The sequence below is a fragment of the Bacillus salipaludis genome, assembly GCF_004358205.1.
Window position 1 is genome coordinate 1 of the sequence record NZ_SMYO01000002.1, and the last position, 13,975, is coordinate 13,975.

Annotated in this window: 12 protein-coding genes and 1 rRNA gene; 5 read left to right on the forward strand and 8 right to left on the reverse strand. The window is 38.5% G+C overall.

Annotated features, from left to right (window positions below; genetic code table 11):
• From E2K98_RS02760 to dnaA, 8 genes are all read right to left on the reverse strand, one after another.
• Positions 1-80: ribosomal RNA gene (locus E2K98_RS02760) — 16S ribosomal RNA — on the reverse strand; the annotation flags it as partial.
• A gap of 289 nt (positions 81-369) precedes the next feature.
• Positions 370-2,913 (reverse strand): DNA gyrase subunit A, encoded by a 2,544-nt coding sequence (gene gyrA / locus E2K98_RS02765; protein ID WP_133332784.1) that lies wholly within the window; start codon positions 2,911-2,913, stop codon positions 370-372.
• A 170-nt stretch (positions 2,914-3,083) separates the two neighbouring features.
• The gene (gene gyrB / locus E2K98_RS02770) at positions 3,084-5,006 is read right to left on the reverse strand and encodes a DNA topoisomerase (ATP-hydrolyzing) subunit B (RefSeq protein ID WP_133333212.1); all 1,923 of its coding nucleotides are present in this window, start codon (positions 5,004-5,006) and stop codon (positions 3,084-3,086) included.
• 76 nt (positions 5,007-5,082) lie between these two features.
• Positions 5,083-5,328 (reverse strand): extracellular matrix regulator RemB, encoded by a 246-nt coding sequence (gene remB, locus E2K98_RS02775; RefSeq protein ID WP_133332785.1) that lies wholly within the window; start codon positions 5,326-5,328, stop codon positions 5,083-5,085.
• Positions 5,329-5,337: 9 nt separating this feature from the next.
• Positions 5,338-6,456, reverse strand: coding sequence for a DNA replication/repair protein RecF (gene recF / locus E2K98_RS02780; RefSeq protein ID WP_026573835.1), 1,119 nt, complete (start codon positions 6,454-6,456; stop codon positions 5,338-5,340).
• A gap of 14 nt (positions 6,457-6,470) precedes the next feature.
• The gene (gene yaaA / locus E2K98_RS02785; protein ID WP_026573834.1) at positions 6,471-6,689 is read right to left on the reverse strand and encodes a S4 domain-containing protein YaaA; all 219 of its coding nucleotides are present in this window, start codon (positions 6,687-6,689) and stop codon (positions 6,471-6,473) included.
• 169 nt (positions 6,690-6,858) lie between these two features.
• Positions 6,859-7,995 (reverse strand): DNA polymerase III subunit beta, encoded by a 1,137-nt coding sequence (gene dnaN / locus E2K98_RS02790; protein WP_133332786.1) that lies wholly within the window; start codon positions 7,993-7,995, stop codon positions 6,859-6,861.
• A 197-nt stretch (positions 7,996-8,192) separates the two neighbouring features.
• Positions 8,193-9,539 (reverse strand): chromosomal replication initiator protein DnaA, encoded by a 1,347-nt coding sequence (gene dnaA, locus E2K98_RS02795; RefSeq protein WP_133332787.1) that lies wholly within the window; start codon positions 9,537-9,539, stop codon positions 8,193-8,195.
• Between the two features lie 653 nt (positions 9,540-10,192).
• Here dnaA and rpmH point away from each other — a divergent pair.
• From rpmH to mnmE, 5 genes are all read left to right on the forward strand, one after another.
• Positions 10,193-10,327 (forward strand): 50S ribosomal protein L34, encoded by a 135-nt coding sequence (gene rpmH, locus E2K98_RS02800; RefSeq protein WP_007084526.1) that lies wholly within the window; start codon positions 10,193-10,195, stop codon positions 10,325-10,327.
• Between the two features lie 81 nt (positions 10,328-10,408).
• Positions 10,409-10,753 carry a ribonuclease P protein component gene (gene rnpA / locus E2K98_RS02805; RefSeq protein WP_133332788.1) on the forward strand — a complete coding sequence of 115 codons (345 nt, stop codon included), beginning with the start codon at positions 10,409-10,411 and terminating at the stop codon, positions 10,751-10,753.
• A 176-nt stretch (positions 10,754-10,929) separates the two neighbouring features.
• The gene (spoIIIJ, locus tag E2K98_RS02810; protein WP_231510793.1) at positions 10,930-11,676 is read left to right on the forward strand and encodes a YidC family membrane integrase SpoIIIJ; all 747 of its coding nucleotides are present in this window, start codon (positions 10,930-10,932) and stop codon (positions 11,674-11,676) included.
• A complete protein-coding gene (jag, locus tag E2K98_RS02815; RefSeq protein WP_133332789.1) occupies positions 11,673-12,293 on the forward strand; it encodes an RNA-binding cell elongation regulator Jag/EloR in 621 nt (206 codons plus the stop codon). The genes spoIIIJ and jag overlap by 4 nt, the downstream gene beginning before the upstream one ends.
• A 274-nt stretch (positions 12,294-12,567) precedes the next feature.
• A complete protein-coding gene (mnmE, locus tag E2K98_RS02820; RefSeq protein WP_133332790.1) occupies positions 12,568-13,953 on the forward strand; it encodes a tRNA uridine-5-carboxymethylaminomethyl(34) synthesis GTPase MnmE in 1,386 nt (461 codons plus the stop codon).
• The last annotated feature ends 22 nt before the right edge of the window (positions 13,954-13,975 follow it).

Consider the following 13,975-nt stretch of genomic DNA (forward strand, 5'->3'; position numbering starts at 1 on the left):
CTCCTATTGATTCGCTCGACTTGCATGTATTAGGCACGCCGCCAGCGTTCGTCCTGAGCCAGGATCAAACTCTCCAAGAAAGTTGATTTAGCTCGAATGTTACGTTGGCTTCATTTCAAAAGAAATGAATATTATTGTTTGTTGACGTTTTTGTTTGTTTAGTTTTCAAAGATCAATTTCTCTCCGTCACTCAAAAGCGACTTTATTAATATACCACATATCCAGTATATTATCAACAACTTTTTTATCTTTTTCTTTTCGGAAGACAAAGTTCTTATGTCGACCTAAATGATTATATCAGGTTCTCCCTAATGAATCAAGGTTAAAATAAAAAAAGAGGAACATTATTTGTTCCTCTTTTTTTTATTATTATTCCTCTTCTTCTTTAATCGGCTGAACTTCTTCAGATGCATTCTCATTCATTTCATGGTTCGCTTCAGCTGCACTTTCATTGGCATCTTCAGGGGTTTCTTCTTCTTCTTCTTTTTCAACCTTCGCTACGGTCGCAACAAATTCATGTTCATCTTCTCTCATACTGATTAACTTTACACCAATCGTATTTCGTCCCATTGTAGAAATACCACCAACGTCAGTACGGATTAGGACACCGCCGGTGGTAATGAGCATTAGATCTTCTTCACCGGTTACGGCTCTCATCGAGACAAGATCACCATTTTTCTCGGTAATATGGCAAGTCTTAATACCTTTCCCACCTCTGCCCTGGATACGGTATTCAGCGGCTGGAGTACGTTTTCCATAACCATTTTTGGTTACAATCAGGATATCGTTATTCTCTTCTAACACTTCCATACCAACAACTTCATCGTCACTGTCTAAGGTAATTCCTTTTACCCCTGTGGCTGTTCTGCCCATTGACCTTACATCAGTTTCAGGGAAACGGATGAGCATCCCTTTTTGAGTTCCGATGATAATATGCTTATTACCATCAGTTAAGCGCGCTGAAATAAGTTCGTCGCCCTCCCTTAAATTTAAAGCAATCAGGCCATTATTACGGATATGAGCAAACGATGTTAATGGTGATCGTTTTGAGATTCCTTCTTTTGTTGTAAAGAACAAGAACCAATCATCTACAAACTCCTCAACAGGGATGATTGCATTCACCCATTCTCCTTTTTCCACACCGAGCAGGTTAATAATTGGAATTCCTTTAGCCGTCCGGCTGTATTCCGGAATTTCATATCCTTTTGATCGGTATACCTTTCCTTTGTTTGTAAAGAAGAGAATCGTATCATGTGTGGATGTAGTAATGAGATGTTCAACAAAATCATCTTCATTCGTTCCCATTCCCTGAATACCACGGCCGCCCCGTTTTTGGGCACGGTAAGTTGAGACAGGAAGGCGTTTAATATAGCCATTATGTGTTAAGGTAATGACAATATTTTCAACTGGGATTAAATCCTCATCCTCAATATTTTCAATTCCGCCTGTGGCAATCTCGGTACGGCGTGTATCATTGAAACGTTCTTTAATTTCTAGTAGTTCCTCACGGATAATTTCTAGAACCTTCTCTTCATCTGCTAAAATTGCCTTTAATTCCGCAATGAGCTTAACTAAACCCTGATATTCTTCCTCAATCTTTTCTCTTTCTAACCCTGTTAGACGTTGCAAACGCATATCTAAAATAGCTTGAGCTTGCTTTTCAGAAAGGTTAAATTGAGTCATTAAGCCTTCCCGGGCAATTTCCGTTGTTTGCGAGCTGCGAATTAAGTTAATTACCGCATCTAAGTTATCTAGGGCAATACGCAATCCTTCTAAAATATGAGCACGCGCTTCTGCCTTGCGTAATTCAAATTCAGTTCTGCGGCGAATAACTACCTTTTGGTGATCTAGATAATAAACTAAACATTGTTTAAGATTCAATACCTTCGGATGTCCGTCTACCAGGGCCAAGGTATTGATACCAAAGCTAGTTTGCAGTGCGGTTTGTTTATATAAGTTATTTAGAAGAACGTTTGCGTTTGCATCCTTACGAACCTCAATAACAATACGCATCCCTCTGCGGTCGGATTCATCCCTTAGGTCTGTTATCCCTTCAATTTTTTTATCACGGGCCAATTCAGCAATTTTTTCAATTAGCCTTGCTTTATTTACTTGGTATGGTAACTCATTAACAATGATAACTTCTTTACCATTTGATTTTTGTTCAATTTCTACTTTTGCACGGAGAGTGATAGAACCTCTGCCAGTTTCGTATGCTTTACGGATTCCACTTCGTCCAAGAATAATACCTCCTGTTGGAAAATCAGGTCCGGGGATGATTTCCATTAATTCTTGGGTCGTTATTTCTGGATCATGACTGACAGCTAACACCCCATCAATGACTTCTCCAAGCTGGTGAGGAGGGATATTGGTAGCCATACCAACTGCAATTCCCGTTGTACCGTTCACTAATAAATTAGGAAATCTAGCAGGCAAAACTACTGGTTCTTTTTCTTCGCCATCATAGTTTGGCTGATAATCAATCGTATCTTTGTTGATATCTCGTAATAATTCCATAGAGATTTTAGACATTCTTGATTCTGTATAACGCATCGCTGCAGCCGCGTCGCCGTCTACCGAACCAAAGTTTCCGTGGCCGTCAACAAGCATATAGCGATAGTTAAAATCCTGGGCCATCCGAACCATTGTTTCATAAACAGCTGAATCACCGTGTGGATGATATTTACCGATTACATCACCAACGATACGGGCTGATTTTTTATAGGGTTTGTCCGCGTGGATCCCAAGATCATGCATTGCATAAAGTATACGGCGATGTACCGGTTTCAGCCCATCACGAACATCTGGAAGTGCACGGGAAACAATAACACTCATTGCATAGTCAAGGAAAGATGACCTCATCTCCTGACTAATATTTATTTCTTTAATTTGAGGATTTGATGTTTCAGACATTTTTTGAAAACCTCCTATTCGGGGTGAAAATAGCCTTAAAACGTTCACGCTGATAGGCAGGTAAACGAAAAAAGGAGGATAGTGGTCACCCCTCTACCCTTTTAATCAATCTAGCATGTTGCTTTCTTTTCTTATTGTCTTATTGCAATCCATCGAGGCGCTGGAGCTGTTTAGATATCTAAATTCTTAACGTATTTTGCGTTTTCTTCAATAAAATTACGGCGCGGTTCTACCTTTTCACCCATAAGCATTTCAAAGGTTTCATCTGCTTCTATCGCATCCTCAAGATTTACTTGAAGCATGCTGCGATTAGCAGGATCCATTGTGGTTTCCCATAGCTGTTCCGGATTCATTTCTCCTAAACCTTTGTAACGTTGGACATTCGGCTTCGGTGCACTTGGCAGCACTGCAAAAACCTTTTCCAATTCTTTATCATTATAAGCATACTCGACTCGTTTACCTTGTTGTACCTTATATAAAGGTGGTTGGGCGATAAAGACATAACCCGCTTCCAGAATTTGCCTCATATACCGGTAAAAGAACGTTAGAATTAGTGTACGAATATGTGCACCATCGACGTCTGCATCTGTCATAATAACAACTTTATGGTAACGTGCTTTTGAAATGTCAAAGTCTTCCCCAATTCCAGTTCCTATGGCGGTTATCATGGCCCGTACCTCATTATTAGAGAGAATCTTATCAAGGCGTGCCTTCTCAACATTAAGGATTTTCCCTTTTAAAGGTAAAATTGCCTGGAAATGACGGTCACGACCTTGCTTCGCTGAACCACCCGCTGAGTCACCCTCAACAATATATAATTCACTCTCTGAAGGATCCTTTGAAGAACAATCCGCTAATTTCCCAGGTAAACTGGATACTTCTAAAGCACTCTTACGTCTTGTTAATTCCCTCGCCTTTTTTGCCGCTAGTCTTGCTCTAGCCGCCATTAAACCTTTTTCAACAATTTTCTTCGCTACTATAGGGTTTTCCATAAGAAACTTATCGAAATGGCTTGCAAATAAGGCATCTGTAATAGCTCTTACTTCAGAGTTGCCAAGCTTGGTTTTGGTTTGCCCTTCAAATTGCGGATCAGGGTGCTTAATCGAAACTATAGCTGTTAGACCTTCCCGAACATCTTCACCTGAAAGATTGGCATCTGCCTCTTTAATTAAACTATTTTTCCGAGCATAATCATTTATAACCCTCGTCAAAGCGGTTTTAAAGCCTGACTCATGTGTTCCGCCTTCGTAAGTATGAATATTGTTTGCAAAGGAGTAGATACTCTCTGTATATCCCTCATTATATTGAAGGGCCACTTCGATACTAATTCCGTCACGTTCACCCTCGATATAAATTGGGTCTTCAAAAATGACTTCCTTTGTGCGGTTTAAATGTTCAACATACGATTTAATACCGCCTTCATAATGGTATTCACTCTTTTTATTTTCAACACGTTTATCCTCAATGGTTATTCTTAAGCCCCTGTTAAGGAAAGCAAGCTCACGAATCCGTGTTGCGAGGGTATCGTAATCGTATTCCAATGTTTCGGTAAAAATTTCTCCGTCCGGTTTAAAACGTGTAATTGTACCGGTTATATCGGTTTCCCCAATGATCTTTAAATCGGCAACTGGAACTCCGCGTTCATACTTTTGATAGTGAATATGACCGTCCCGATGAACAAAAACCTCAAGTTCCGTTGACAGCGCATTTACAACGGAAGCACCTACACCATGTAGTCCTCCTGATACCTTGTATCCGCCGCCGCCAAATTTCCCTCCGGCGTGAAGTACCGTCATGATAACTTCAACAGCAGGCCTTCCCATTTTTTCCTGGATTCCAACAGGGATTCCCCGGCCATTATCCTTTACGGTAATACTGTTATCTTTTTCAATGATGACATTAATTTCAGTACAATATCCCGCCAAAGCCTCATCAATACTATTATCAACGATCTCCCAAACAAGATGATGGAGGCCTTTTCCGCTTGTCGAACCAATATACATCCCCGGTCTTTTTCGAACAGCCTCGAGTCCTTCTAATACTTGTATCTGGTCAGCTTCATATGCTTGTTCTTGAACTGTGTTTTGTTCCATTGTCAAAGCTTTTCACCTGCACTTTCTTACAAAGTCAATCTATTTAAAAGCTAGAAGATTATTTATTCGTAATTTATTAATCCGATAAATTCTTTTGACTTGAACGTTTCTTTAAGGTCCCGGAAGCAATAGGGGATAAATAAATTTTGTCGGATGTTATTACAACCGACTTAAAGGGGTTTTTTGAAAGGTTAATGACTTTATCTTCATGCTGGTGTAAAAACTCCTCTACCATCACAGAAGATTTTGCACTCTCTTTATCTAGAATAGATATAATGTCCCTTGCCCTGATATTTAAATCCTCCCCAATATGAATATACACACTCCCACCTCAATCCACTTTCTTGATCACACCGGATTCTACTTCAAATGTTGAAGCATCTTTTAATGTTTGATGGTGAATTCCATCAACACTTGTCGTTGTTACAAAGGTCTGAACCCTTCCTTGAATGGTATTTAGCAGATGTGACTGACGATAGTCATCTAATTCTGATAACACATCATCAAGGAGTAAGATTGGAAACTCGCCAATCTGTGAATGAATTAATTCAATTTCGGCAAGTTTAACAGAAAGAGCGGTTGTCCGCTGCTGCCCCTGTGATCCGAAGGTTTGCACATCCCGATTATTGACGAAAAACAATAGATCGTCACGATGGGGACCAAACAAAGTTGTCCCGCGTTCTATCTCTCTTGTTTTAACCTTGTTGAATTTTTCCTCAAAGGATGCTACCATTTTCGACAAATCTTGGCCTTCTAATACATCCACTGATGGTTTGTACTCAATTTTAAGCGTTTCTAGCCCTCTAGAGATGCCGCTATGGATAGGCTCTGCCCACTTTTGAAGCAGCTGCAGGAACTCAAATCGCTTATTAATAATTTTTACCGCTGTTTCAATAAACTGTTCCGTTAATATTTCGAGCATTGTTTGGTCAGACTGCTTTTTTATTTGCATCATTTTTAAAAAATGATTCCGCTGTTGAAGTATTTTTTGATATTGACTCATATCATGTAAATAGACTGGTGATACCTGACCAATTTCCATATCTATAAAGCGCCTTCTTACCTGTGGACTGCCCTTTACCAAGTTTAAATCCTCTGGCGCAAACATAACGACATTAAGGTTCCCGACATATTGACTCAATTTCTGTTGTTCAATGTGATTGCACTTTGCCTTTTTCCCCTTTTTGGAGATCACCAGTTGCAGAGGCAAAGAACTATACTGTTTTTGGATTCTACCCTCTATTTTAGCATACTCTTGATCCCAACGAATAAGATCTTTGTCATTTGAGGTCCGATGGGATTTAGCCATGGCTAAAACATAGATGGACTCCATTACATTGGTCTTCCCTTGGGCATTTTCACCCAAGATAACATTTACTTTATTTTCAAATTCAACGGATAATGTTTCATAGTTCCGATAATCTTTTAAGGCTAATTGTTCAATATACATGAACGTAACATCCTCTATTTTTCCGTAATAAGGAATTCTCCGAATCCGGGTATTTCCACTTTGTCCCCTTGACGAAGTTTTCTTCCTCTTCTTTGATCTTGTTCACCATTGATAATAATTTGATGCTCACTTAAAAACCATTTTGCCATTCCACCGGTTTGGATCACATCCGCTAATTTAAGAAATTGCCCTAATGTAATAAATTCTGTATCTATTTCTATTTTGGCAGACATAATTAATCACTCTTTTCAAAAAATGGTCTCAATACTTTATTTTACTAAAAAAATCAGTTAGATACAAAAAAATCTAAAAAAGCTGCCATTTATTGTGGCAGCTCTATACTTTTTTATGAAAGTTCATCCTGGACTTTGAAAAGGATCCAGATCCAGTACTTAGGTATTTTTAGTACGTTCTTACCGGTAAAATTAGTTGCAGAGTTGTTTCGTCATGAAGCGGGCGAATCAGGAATGGGCGCATCGCTCCGGTAAAACTGATACAAATATCAGTACCCTCCAATGCTTTTAACGCATCCATCATATATTTTGCACTAAAGGAAATTTTTAATTCTTCGCCTTCAATCGATTGGCTTTGAATCTCTTCGACGACCTTACCAACCTCAGGTGTATTAGAAGAAACTTCGATGATTCCTCCCTCATTTGTTGTGAATTTAACAACATTATTTCTACCTTCACGAGCAAGCAAAGACGCACGATCAATAGCCTGTAAGAATGCCTTTGTATTTACAGTTACATCCGTTTTGCTTTCATTTGGAATTAGTCGGGAAGTATCTGGATAGTTACCTTCTAACAGTCTTGAGAAGAACAATAAATGTTTCGCTTTAAACAAAATTTGATTTTCTGTTATCACTATGTCAATTAATTCATTGGAATCATCAATAATCTTACTTAATTCATTCAAACTCTTCCCTGGGATTACCACATTATAGGTTTCACTATTTTCTGCTTCAATTCTTACTTTCCTTAATGCCAAGCGGTGGCTATCTGTACCAATACAGGTTAACTCCCCATTTTCGATCTTCCAGTTTACACCTGTCAAGATGGGGCGTGTTTCTGAGGTGGACACAGCGAAAACTGTTTGCCTGATCATTGCTTTTAATAGATCTGTTGCAATATGGAATTTATTATTTTCCTCAATTTGCGGAAGATGTGGATATTCCTCTGCATCAAGACCATTTAAGTTAAATTCAGATTTTCCTGAACGAATAACCGTTTGCAGCGAACCAAGTACTTCAATTTCAACAGTATCTGTCGGGAGCTTCTTTACAATCTCACTAAAAAACTTTGCTTGCAAAACAATGGCCCCGGTTTGTAGGATCTCAACGATTTCATCCTCAGCTTCCTCTTTTGGAATAAAAGATTCAATCGATATATCAGAGTCGCTTCCTGTTAGGGTAACCCCTTCCTCTGCAGCAGTAATTTTAATTCCCGTTAAGATTGGAATGGTTGTCCTGGAAGTGACTGCCTTCATCACATCTTGAACACTTTGAACGAGGCGGTCCCGTTGAATGATAAATCTCATTTTAGAAATTCCTCCGATTAAGCATATTTTTAATGACGATAACATATAATAATATTTTTTAAAAAAATAGTAGAAGTACTAGTAGGGCCTGTTGATATGTGGATAACCCTATTTTATCAAAGGAAACACAGCCTATCCACATGTGGACAGACTGTGCATGAATGGGTAAAAGTTATTCACATAATTAACCGAGTAATTTAAACCTTTAACAGTTCATTTAATTCTTTCATTTGCTTTTGCAGCTGTGAATCACTCTGCAGCATTTTTGAAATTTTCTCATGGGCATGGATGACGGTAGTATGATCTCTGCCGCCAAACTCTTCTCCTATTTTTGGGAGGGAGTGGTCCGTTAATTCCCGTGATAAATACATCGCAATTTGCCTCGGGAAAGCAACTGACTTAGTCCGTTTTTTTGCTTTAAAATCCTCCAGTTTAACGCCAAACTGTTCACCGACAATTCTTTGAATATCAAGAATGGTAACCACCTTCGGTTTTGAGCTTGGAATGATGTCCTTCAATGCTTCTGCTGCTAAGTCTGCATTGATATCCTTATTAATTAATGATGAATAAGCGACAACTCGAATAAGCGCACCTTCGAGTTCACGGATGTTTGAATCAATTTGATTGGCGATGTAAAGCATGACCTCATTCGGAATATCCAATCCTTCTGCTTTTGCTTTCTTGCGGAGGATGGCAATCCTTGTTTCGAGATCAGGCGGTGTAATATCGGTAATGAGCCCCCATTCAAAACGTGAACGCAGACGGTCTTCCAAGGTTGGAATTTCTCTTGGCGGACGGTCACTTGAAATAATAATTTGTTTGCTTTCCTCGTGAAGAGCATTAAAAGTATGGAAGAATTCCTCTTGGGTTGATTCTTTTCCAGCCAAAAATTGAATATCATCTATTAGCAGGACATCAACATTTCGATATTTATTTCGAAAGCTTTCAGCTTTATTGTCACGAATCGAGTTTATAAATTCATTTGTAAATTTTTCTGATGATAAATAAACGACTTTTGCCGATGGATTATGATCCAATACATAATGGCCAATCGCATGCATTAAGTGGGTTTTACCCAATCCTACTCCACCGTATATAAATAAAGGATTATAGGCCTTTGCCGGTGCTTCAGCTACAGCGAGCGATGCTGCATGAGCAAAACGGTTTCCTGAACCGATTACGAACGTATCAAAAAGGTACTTAGGATTTAAGATGTTTTGCGGAAAGTCATTTTGATCTTCTTCTTTTTTTGCCTTTTTTGGAGGCGCTGGTACATCCATTTCTTCCTCATTTTGATTATGCGGAATAATAAATTTCACAGATAGCTCTTCTCCAGTAATTTCATAGAGAATACCTGCGATTAACTGGGAATAGCGCTCCTCGAGCCAATCACGCGCAAATTCATTCGGTGCTGTGATTACAAGGAGATTTCCTTGTAGGGAATGAGCCTTTGTCGACTTTAGCCAGGTATCAAAGCTAGGCTTGCTGATTTTTTTCTCTATATTAGCCAGCGCTGCATTCCAAAGATCCGCAATATTTTCCAACGAGTTTCCCCTCCTTTTCAAAATGATAAATCGTGTAACTTCACTTTAAATAATAAAGTCTAGCCCCGAAAGTTCCGTGAAAAACCAAGTTATACAAGCTGTACAATCTATTAATTTATAAATATACGAAACAGTGGTTGTGGAAAAATATATAATAAGGAAATAAAGTGGAGTTTCGACAATATCCACTTCCTGTGGACAAGTTTCTGCAGTACGCTTGAACAACCTATCCACAAGATATCCACAAATTGTGGATAAAGATAAATTAGGACAAAGTTATTCAGAGTGAAAACACAAATATAATATCAAATAATAGCAAGAGGTGCAATGCTTTTTCGTAGTTTATCCACAAGAGGTGTGTCCTGTGGGTAAAAATTGTCCACAAGTATTGGCTTTGTGAAAAAACTGTCGATAACTTGTGAAAGGTGCAAAAAAACTGTCGATTACTTATCCACAAGAGAAAAATATGAGGATAAACTGATCCCTTGAGTTTAGTTTTAAAAAAAAACGGCAAAATCATGTATGATAAAAAAATTGGAAATAAGGAACAATAGCTGGAGGGTGGTTGACAATCTTATGTAGACCTCTTTATAATAAATAAGACTGTCAAAGGCATTAAGCTTGATAGCTATTCCTCAGGGAGGTGTCATATAATGAAAAGAACATATCAACCAAATAAACGTAAGCATAGTAAAGTTCACGGTTTCCGCAGTCGTATGAGCTCAGCAAACGGACGTAAAGTTCTTGCTCGCCGTCGTCTAAAAGGAAGAAAAGTATTATCAGCTTAGACCACTGAAACGTCTCAGTGGTCTTTTTTCTAATTTAAGGGGAAAAATATTACTGAGACTATTCAGACTGAGGGTGTTTTGATGAAGAAGGAATTAAGGGTCAAAAAAAATAAAGAGTTTCAAGAAGCCTTTCAAAAGGGGGTTTCCTTTGCAAATCGACAATTTGTTGTCTACTCATTAAGAAAAGAGGGCCAGGAAAATTTTCGAATTGGCTTGTCGGTCAGCAAAAAAATTGGAAATGCCGTTACCAGAAACCAAATAAAACGATATATTCGACAGGCAATTTTTGAATTAAAGGATCAGCTCCATGCAGAAAATGATTACATCATTATCGCGAGAAAACCTGCAGCGGAAATGGACTTCTTTGAAGTAAAAAAGAGCTTAACGCATGTTTTAAAGGTGGGAAAGGTTTTAAAGAAACGTTAAAAGGACATAAAGGTGAGTATTTCCCTTTTTTACTTTGTAATAAGACATTTTATACAGGAAAATGGTAAAATACTTATAAGTAAAAATATACATAAATAACATTTTTTTATTAAATATTTATATCTTGGACAAGGAGGGAAATTTGGTTGAAAAAAAGAATATTACTTTTGTCGGGGATGCTTTCTTTATTCCTGTTCTTAACGGGATGCAGTCAGATTAAGCAGCCGATCACATCAGAAAGTACAGGGTTTTGGAATCAATACATTGTATATCCATTATCTTGGTTTATTAAAGAAGTGGCTCATTTGCTTGGCGGAAGCTTTGGATTATCGATTATTGTTGTAACCATCCTCATCCGCCTGGTTATTTTGCCGCTTATGATTAAGCAGACAAGAAGCTCGAAGGCGATGCAGGCACTTCAGCCGCAGTTAACGGAACTTAGAAAAAAATACAGCTCTAAAGATCAAAAGACACAACAAAAATTACAGCAGGAAACAATGGCACTTTTCCAAAAAAACGGTGTAAACCCGATGGCCGGATGTTTTCCATTAATCATTCAAATGCCGATTTTAATTGGTTTCTATCATGCAATCTCGAGAACAAGGGAAATCGCTCAGGACAGTTTTTTATGGTTTGACTTGGGAGAAAAGGATCCTTATTATATTTTACCGATCGTTGCAGGGATTACGACGTTTATCCAGCAAAAAATGATGATGGCCGGTACAGAAAATCAAAATCCACAAATGGCGATGATGGTTTGGATGATGCCGATTATGATTGTCATTTTTGCATTTAACTTTCCAGCTGCACTTTCGTTGTACTGGGTAGTCGGAAATATTTTTATGATTGTTCAAACCTATTTTATAAAAGGCCCGGAACTTAAGGCGCAATCCACGGGCAATGCGGGGGGAGCAAAGAAGTGAAACAGGTAACTGCTACAGGACAAAATGTCGAAGAAGCAGTAGAATCAGCTTTAGCTCAATTACAAACAACGAAGGACCGCGCAGAAATCGACATTATCGATGAGGGAAAAAAAGGGATCTTTGGTATTTTTGGTTCACGCCCAGCAGTGGTAAAAGTTACCGTAATCATTGATCCAATTGAGGAAGCCCAAAATTTCCTGAAAAGCATCAGTGAACAAATGGGAGCACCGGTTGAAATTGAAGTAAAACGTGAAGGAAAACAAGTTAATTTTGTTTTAACAGGGGAAAAGATTGCTCTATTAATCGGAAAAAGAGGACAAACCTTAAATTCTTTGCAGTATTTGACTCAGCTTGTCATCAATCGTTCGTCCAATCGATATTTGACCGTTATTTTGGATGCTGAAGACTACCGAAACCGCAGGAATGAGACGTTGATTCAATTAGCTCATCGTCTTGCTCAAAAGGCCGTAAAAACGGGGAAAGACGTGGCCTTGGAGCCGATGCCATCCTATGAACGCAAAGTTATTCATTCTGCGTTATCTGAAAATAAACGGGTTAAGACATTTTCAGATGGATCTGAACCACATCGGTACATTGTTATTACTCCATCTAAATAAAAAGAAAAAGGCACTTTATCAAATCGATAAAGTGCATTTTTTTATTCTCTAATTCCTATTACCTGTTTTTAAAATCCTGTGCGTAACTTTTTTTATGAAAATGTTTGTTTTATTGTTATTCACATGTGGATAAGTTAAAATATAAGATAATAACTGTCGTTGTGGATAATTATGATTGCTTTTTTAACTGAAACTGATGTGATATTCTATTAATTTGGAGCAAAATATCATTTCTTCTATAGATTATTTTTTGCAAGTAAGAGAGGTGAATACAATGGAGTTTGATACGATTGCGGCGATTTCAACACCGATGGGTGAGGGTGCAATCGCAATTGTACGATTAAGTGGTGATGATGCCTTTAAAATTGCTGATAAGGTTTTTAAAAGTATCAGCGGGAAAAGGCTGATTGATATGGCTTCCCATACGATTCATTATGGCCATCTAATTGATCCGAAAAATGGACAAGTGGTGGAAGAAGTAATGGTTTCGCTTATGAAGGGGCCAAAAACCTTTACAAAAGAGGATGTAGTTGAAATTAATTGCCACGGTGGAATCGTTTCTGTAAACCGTGTGTTGCAGCTTATATTAAATAATGGAGCACGGCTTGCTGAACCGGGTGAATTTACGAAGCGGGCCTTCTTAAATGGGCGCATTGATTTATCGCAGGCAGAAGCAGTTATGGATTTAATTCGGGCAAAAACGGATCGGGCGATGAACGTTGCATTAGGGCAAATGGAAGGAAGATTATCGCGATTGATTCGCGGTTTGCGCCAGGAGATTTTAGAAATACTTGCCCATGTGGAAGTGAATATTGATTATCCTGAATATGATGATGTCGAGGAAATGACTCATAAAATGCTGAAGGAAAAAGCGGCTTATGTACGGGAAGAAATTATGAAGCTTTTGCAAACCTCTCAGCAGGGGAAAATTTTACGTGAAGGCCTATCAACGGTTATTGTTGGCCGTCCAAACGTAGGTAAATCTTCGTTATTAAATAGTTTGGTTCATGAAAATAAAGCAATTGTCACGGATATTCCAGGGACAACACGTGATGTCATTGAAGAATATGTTAACGTAAGAGGTGTACCGTTAAGACTTTTAGATACTGCGGGAATCAGGGAGACTGAAGATATTGTTGAACGGATTGGGGTTGAACGTTCCCGACAAGTTTTACGAGAGGCAGATTTAATCTTGCTCGTTTTAAATTATTCTGATGAGTTAACAATGGAGGATGAAAATCTATTTAAGGCTGTTGAAGATATGGATGTGATTGTCATTGTTAACAAAACTGACCTTCCGCAGAAAATTGATTTGGATCGGGTTAAGGATCTGGCTGCAAGCCATAGGCTCGTGACAACTTCTCTTCTTGAAGACCGTGGGGTTGACGAATTGGAAGAGGCTATCTCTTCATTATTTTTTGCCGGCTCAATTGAAGCCGGGGATATGACCTATGTTTCAAACAGCCGTCATATCGCTTTATTGAATCAGGCATTACATTCGATAGAGGAAGCTATTGACGGAGTCGAGATGGGGACTCCGATTGATATCGTTCAGATTGATTTAACAAGGGTCTGGGAACTGCTTGGGGAAGTCATTGGCGATAGTGTCCATGAAAGCCTAATTGATCAGCTATTTTCACAGTTCTGTTTAGGGAAGTAAAAATTAGAAATAAACTTTTTTA

What these genes read in the sequence shown, in the direction of transcription:
- gyrA (WP_133332784.1), bottom strand. Translation starts at nt 2,913, where the DNA reads ATGTCTGAAACATCAAATCCTCAAATTAAAGAAATAAATATTAGTCAG.
- gyrB (WP_133333212.1), bottom strand. Translation starts at nt 5,006, where the DNA reads ATGGAACAAAACACAGTTCAAGAACAAGCATATGAAGCTGACCAGATA.
- recF (WP_026573835.1), bottom strand. Translation starts at nt 6,456, where the DNA reads ATGTATATTGAACAATTAGCCTTAAAAGATTATCGGAACTATGAAACA.
- yaaA (WP_026573834.1), bottom strand. Translation starts at nt 6,689, where the DNA reads ATGTCTGCCAAAATAGAAATAGATACAGAATTTATTACATTAGGGCAA.
- dnaN (WP_133332786.1), bottom strand. Translation starts at nt 7,995, where the DNA reads ATGAGATTTATCATTCAACGGGACCGCCTCGTTCAAAGTGTTCAAGAT.
- rpmH (WP_007084526.1), top strand. Translation starts at nt 10,193, where the DNA reads ATGAAAAGAACATATCAACCAAATAAACGTAAGCATAGTAAAGTTCAC.
- rnpA (WP_133332788.1), top strand. Translation starts at nt 10,409, where the DNA reads ATGAAGAAGGAATTAAGGGTCAAAAAAAATAAAGAGTTTCAAGAAGCC.
- spoIIIJ (WP_231510793.1), top strand. Translation starts at nt 10,930, where the DNA reads ATGCTTTCTTTATTCCTGTTCTTAACGGGATGCAGTCAGATTAAGCAG.
- mnmE (WP_133332790.1), top strand. Translation starts at nt 12,568, where the DNA reads ATGGAGTTTGATACGATTGCGGCGATTTCAACACCGATGGGTGAGGGT.